This is a genomic window from Xanthomonas sp. SHU 308 (genome assembly GCF_000364645.1).
GTDB lineage: Bacteria > Pseudomonadota > Gammaproteobacteria > Xanthomonadales > Xanthomonadaceae > Xanthomonas_A > Xanthomonas_A sontii.
Genome location: NZ_AQOK01000368.1, coordinates 1 through 5,387 on the forward strand (window position 1 = coordinate 1; position 5,387 = coordinate 5,387).

5 protein-coding genes are annotated in these 5,387 nt (G+C 72.2%); 1 reads left to right on the top strand and 4 read right to left on the bottom strand.

Going from position 1 to position 5,387, the window contains the following annotated elements; genetic code table 11:
• Positions 1 to 378 precede the first annotated feature (378 nt).
• The 4 genes from D588_RS0112610 to D588_RS0112625 are packed head-to-tail and all read right to left on the bottom strand — an operon-like array spanning position 379 to position 4,803.
• On the bottom strand, positions 379 to 2,004 hold the full coding sequence (locus D588_RS0112610) for a tryptophan 7-halogenase (protein ID WP_017916234.1): 1,626 nt from the start codon (positions 2,002 to 2,004) through the stop codon (positions 379 to 381).
• Positions 2,001 to 2,822, bottom strand: a complete 822-nt coding sequence (locus D588_RS0112615; RefSeq protein ID WP_017916235.1) for a glycosyltransferase family 2 protein — start codon at positions 2,820 to 2,822, stop codon at positions 2,001 to 2,003. The genes D588_RS0112610 and D588_RS0112615 overlap by 4 nt, the downstream gene beginning before the upstream one ends.
• The gene (locus tag D588_RS0112620; protein WP_026143659.1) at positions 2,819 to 3,595 is read right to left on the bottom strand and encodes a beta-ketoacyl synthase chain length factor; all 777 of its coding nucleotides are present in this window, start codon (positions 3,593 to 3,595) and stop codon (positions 2,819 to 2,821) included. The genes D588_RS0112615 and D588_RS0112620 overlap by 4 nt, the downstream gene beginning before the upstream one ends.
• An 8-nt stretch (positions 3,596 to 3,603) precedes the next feature.
• Positions 3,604 to 4,803: a beta-ketoacyl-[acyl-carrier-protein] synthase family protein gene (locus D588_RS0112625; protein WP_026143660.1), complete on the bottom strand. Its 1,200-nt coding sequence runs from the start codon at positions 4,801 to 4,803 to the stop codon at positions 3,604 to 3,606.
• 217 nt (positions 4,804 to 5,020) lie between these two features.
• Here D588_RS0112625 and D588_RS0112630 point away from each other — a divergent pair, with 217 nt between their 5' ends.
• On the top strand, positions 5,021 to 5,281 hold the full coding sequence (locus D588_RS0112630; RefSeq protein ID WP_017909431.1) for a YcgL domain-containing protein: 261 nt from the start codon (positions 5,021 to 5,023) through the stop codon (positions 5,279 to 5,281).
• Positions 5,282 to 5,387: the final 106 nt, after the last annotated feature.

The window sequence follows — 5,387 nt, forward strand, 5'->3', positions numbered from 1 at the left end:
CCGCGGTGAAGCGGGTGCCGGGATAGGCGAGCCGGCTCGCCAGCGCGTCGCACGACTGCTGCAGTGGTGCCGGCGAGGCCGGTGCGCGCGCGGTCGTCTGCGCTTGTGCGGTGGAGGCGGCGGCGAGAGCGGCCAGCGGCAGGGCCAAGGCGAGCAGCGTGGAGCGCATGGAGTTCTCCTGGAGGACGCGCCGGGCGCGGCGGGCCTGTGTCGCGCCGGTGGCGCCAGGGCGTCAACCGCCGCGCGTGCGAAAACCCGAATGCGCGGGCGATATTCGCCCCATGTGACGCGTGCCGCGCAATTGCGCGCTCGCCTGGCGCTTCGCGGCGGGGAAGCGAAGCGCGCGTTGTTGCAGGGCGGCATGGCCCTGCGCGTGGATCAGGCGGCGTCCGCGTACCAGGCCGGCGACAGGACCGGCAGCGGCGTCGCCGCATCGCGGCAGGCATCCAGCAGGCCGTGGTCGGCCAGCGTCGGATGCTGCTGGCGGGCGCGCGCCAGGATCTCCCCGGCCAGTTCCGCCATGCGCGCGACGTTGCCGTGCAGGCGGGCGACGAAGGCGGCATCGTCCAGCCGGTCGCTCAGGGCGCGGTTGAGTTCGTGGAACCAGCCGATCAGGTACTGGTCCAGCAGGCGACCGTCGGCCACCGCCGCGGCCTGCGCGCGGTTGGCCGCGCCCCAGTCGCGCAGCAGCGCCTGCATGCCCAGGTTGAGCGCGCTGGCCTGCTGCAGCGCCGGGCGCAGCCGGCCCAGCACGGCCAGGTCGGCGATGCGGTCGGTGCAGTACAGCGGCGCCAGCAGCGACCAGTAGTAGGTGTAGTCCCAGATCACCTTGACCGGCATCACCTGGGCGTCGCCGAACAGCGGGTACTGGTCCTGGTAGAGGGTCAGGGTGTTCTCGTAGAACGAGAAATACAGCTGCTGGTACAGCTCGGCGTAGGGCGCGATGTCGCGCCCGGCGCGCTCGCGCCCGATCAGTTCGCAGATGTAGGTGTTGCTGATGGCGATGAAGTCGCTGCCCGGCGAATAGAACGGGTCCAGGAACACGCCGGCCTCCCCGGTCAGCGCCCAGCGCTGCGCCGAGAACACCTGTTTGCAGCCGTAGGAGAAGTCGCGCAGGAACAGGAAATCCTGCACCGTGTGCTCGCTGCGCTCCAGCGTGCTGGCTACCTGCGGCTGGTGCGTGCGCAGCCAGTCCATCGCCTTGGCGTGGGTGTTCATGGTCTCCAGCGGATGCAGGGCGGCATCGCAGACGATGCCCAGCGAATGCGCGCCGGAGGACAGCGGGATCAGCCAGAACCAGTAGCCGGGGCCGCACATGTGGTTGGTCGAGCGCCAGCGGTCCGGCGGCGTGCAGCGCTGCAGCCAGGCGCTGTCCTGCGACCAGCCGTTGGGATCGACCAGCCCGTCCACCCGCCACCACACCGCGTTGGCCTGGTGCGCGTTGTCCTGGGCCAGGCCGAGCTTGCGCTTGAGCAGGCCGGCGCGGCCGCTGGCGTCGATCACCCAGCGCGCCTGCAGGCTGGCCTCGGTGCCGTCGCGGCTGTAGCGCACGCAGTGGTCGCCGTCGTCCTCGGCCAGGTCGACGCCGCGCACCGTGCTGCCGTCGATGAACTCCACGCCCATCTCGCGCGCGCGCTGCCCGAGAAAGTTCTCGAAGCGGCCGCGGTCGATCTGCCACGACGGGGTGGGCAGCAACTGGCTCACCCCCAGCTCGGTGCACTGGTCGATGTCGGTGCGCCGGTCGGAGAAGAAGAAGCGGAAGCCGAACTTGCGGATCTGTTCGGCATCCAGGTGCTCGCGCAGGCCCAGCACCTCGGCGAAGTAGTGCGCGCCGATCTCCACCGAGGACTCGCCGACCTTGAACGCGGCCTCGCGCACCGGGTGCGCGCGCCGTTCCAGCACGCGGATGCGCAGCTGCGGGTCGCGCTGGCGCAATTGCAGCGCCAGGGTCAGTCCGGCCAGTCCGCCGCCCAGAATCGCCACATCCGCCTGCGCTGCCTTCATGTCGTCTTTTCCTTGGCGACGGCCAGGGGGGCCGTGTCGAGGGTGCCGTCGATGTCGTCGATCAGCACCGGATTGGCGCGGGTGCGCCGGTACTCGCGCACCACGTGCCCATAGGTCCACACCTGCACGATCACGTGCGAGGTGATCTTCCACAGATCGCGCACCAGCCGGAAGTGGCTCTTGCGGAACGTGCCCGGGGTCTGGTTGGCGTAGCGGGTCTCGATCGGCACCGCCACCACCCGCGCGCCGGCCTGGCGCGCCGCGGAGATCAGCAGTTGCGCCTCGAACACGAAGCCCTCGCCGGGCACGTCGGGCAGGGTGTAGACCGACTGCGGGTACAGGCGCTGGCCGCTCTGGCTGTCGACCAGGCGGAAGCCGCAGCCCCAGGCGATGCCCCAGTCGCCGAAATCGTTGCCGATGCGGCGGATCGGCGGCTGGCTGGCGCGCTTGCGCAGGCGCGCGCCGACGATCACGCAGCCGGGATAGCGGTTGGCCGCGGCCAGCAACCGCGGGAAGTCGGCGGCGCTGTGCTGGCCGTCGCCGTCCATGGTCATCACCGCGCGCGCGCCCTGGCGCTGCGCCTCGGCGAAGCCGCTGCGCAACGCCGCGCCCTTGCCGCGGCGTTGCGGATGGCGCAGCAGGGTCACCGGCAAGTCGGCGATGCAGTCGCTGGTGCCGTCGTCGGAGCCGTCGTCGACCACGATCACCCGCGGGCAGTGCGCCAGCGCGTCGCTGACCACCTCGCGGATGCGCAGCCGTTCGTTGAGGGCGGGAATCAGGATCGCCGCGTCGGCGGCGCTCAGCGGCGTGCGGCTCATGCGCGCAGCTCCACCTGCAGGCAGCGGCCGCCGCCTGCATCGAGCACGCAACCGTTGCCGCCCAGCGCCAGCGCATCGAACAGCGGCAGCATCGGCGCCATCGCGTTGCCCGCGGCATGCCGCGCCAGCGCGCCATCGCCAACCGGCGCGGTGCCGTCGCGCAGTTGTACCTGCAATTGCGGCTTGCCGTCGCGGGCGCCCGCGCTCAGCACCAGCGCGCCGCCGAGCAGGCCCTCGCTGCGCGCGATCCGGCCCAGCGCGCCCACCGAGCGGCTGTCGTAGCCGACCAGCAGTACCGCGTCCTCGCCCGCGGCCAGTTGCGACAGCGCTTCCAGCAGGCCCTGCGCGAAGCTGCCCGAGTGCGCGCTGATCGCGGTCGCCGCGGCGGTGGCGCCGGCGCCGATGGTCCAGTAGCCGGCGGCGGCGTTGTGCACCGAGTTGTGGAACTTGGTCGGCGACACCGACAGCGGCTCGCTGGCCAGGGTGGTGCACATGTAGTCGGTGATCGCCAGGTCGCCGTGGGTGGAGGTGAACACCGACGGCAGCGTGGCCGGGTCGCGGCCGGCGTCCTGGCAGGCGGCCAGCGCCGCGTCCAGCGACACCGCCACCGTGTCCGGCGCGCGGCGGCGCTCGTTCGGCGCCAGCAGTTGCGGCGAGGGCCGTCCGGGCGTCTCCAGCGGCGCGCCTTCGCCGCGCGCGAACGCCTGTGCCAGCGTCCATCCGGGCAGGCCGGGCGCCCAGAACCCGATGCCTTCGATCGTCGCGCTCAGCATGGGCGTGCTCATGCGCGGCCGAACAGCAGCGAGCAGTTGTTGCCGCCGAAGCCGAAGGAGTTGTTCATCGCGTAGCGGACCTGTGCATGGGCGGTGGCGAAGCGGATCTGTGGGCCGCAGGCGGGATCGGGCAATTCGCTGTTGAGGGTGCCGGGCAGCAGGCCGTCGCGCAGCGCCAGCAGGGCGAACACCGACTCGACGATGCCGGCGGCGCCGAGGGTGTGCCCGGTCCAGGCCTTGGTCGAACTGGCGTGCAGGGTCGGCGGAAACAATGCCGCCACCGCGGCGGCCTCGACGCTGTCGTTGGCCGGGGTCGCGGTGCCGTGCAGGTTGAGATACCCGACCTCGGCCGGGTCCACGCCGGCGCGCTGCAACGCGCCGCGCATCGCCAGGCCGGCGCCCAGCCCCTGCGGATGCGGCGCGGACATGTGGTGGGCGTCGCTGGATTCGCCGTAGCCGCACAGCAGCGCCTGCGCCGGCGGCGCGTCGGCGGCATCGGCGCGTTCCAGCAGTGCGTAGCCGCCGGCCTCGCCCAGCGACAGCCCGACCCGGCGCACGTCGAACGGCCGGCATGGTTCCGGCGACACCACCTGCAGCGAGTTGAAGCCGAACAGCACGCTGCCGCACAGCGTGTCCACGCCGCCGACCAGCGCCGCATCGACCACGCCGGCGGCGATCAGCCGCGCGGCCTGGGCGAACACCTTGGCGCTGGACGAGCAGGCGGTGGCGACGGTGATGCACGGACCGCGCAAACCGGTGGCGGCGCGCACGAAATCGCCGAGCGAATGCGGGGTGTGCACGATCGGCCGGTCCAGGTCGGCGGGCATGCGTGGGCCGTCCGCATCGTGCTCGAGCCGGGTGTAGGCCTCCTCGCTGGCGCCGATGCTGGAGGTGGAGGTGCCCATCACCACCGCCACCCGTTCGGCGCCGTGGCGTTGCGCCGCGGCGGCCACGGCGGCGGCCATGCCGTCCTGCTGCAGTGCGAGCCAGGCCAGGCGGTTGTTGCGGCATTCCCACGCGGCCAGGGCCTCCGGCAGCGCGGCGGTTTCCAGCGCGTCCACCCGGCCGATCCAGCATTCCAGCGGTTGCGGACCGAAGTCGTTGCGACGCAGGCCGCTGCGGCCCTCGCGCAGCGCCGCGGCCTGGGCGTGCAGTCCGCTGCCGAGCGCGTTGGTCGCGGTGTAGGCGCGGATGGCCACCGGGGCCATGCGGGGCGACGAGGACGCTTCGGTCACGCGGTATTCCATACAAGGACAATCGCCGCAGTATATCGACGCATTCGGTCATGCCGTGAAACACCCACGACGCGAACGTGAATAGCGCCCGCGCCCGGATCCGTTCAGCGCAGGGCCGGCGTGCGCTTTCGCCGCTGGCGCATTTCCTCCACAATCGCTTGCCTTTCCACGCCAGGCGCACGCCACGGGCATGCAAGCCTACGTCTACAAAAGCCAACGCAAGCCGGACACCTATCTGTATCTCGCCGCCCGCGACGACTTCGGCCGTCTGCCGCCGGCGCTGCTGGCGTCGCTGCAGCCGCTGGCGTTCGTGCTCGAGGTGGCGTTGACCGCCGAACGCACGCTGGCCCGCGCCGATCCGGCCGCGGTGCGCGCCAACCTCGCCGGCTGCGGCTTCCATCTGCAATTGCCGCCGTCCCTGCCCGGCACCACCGATCGACACGATGACTGACTCTTTCCTCCGCGCGCGTGCGCCGATGCTCGCCGCCGCCCTGGGCGCGGTGCTGGCGCTGGCCGCCGGAATCGGCCCGCTGGCCGCCGCCCTGGGCGCCTGGCTG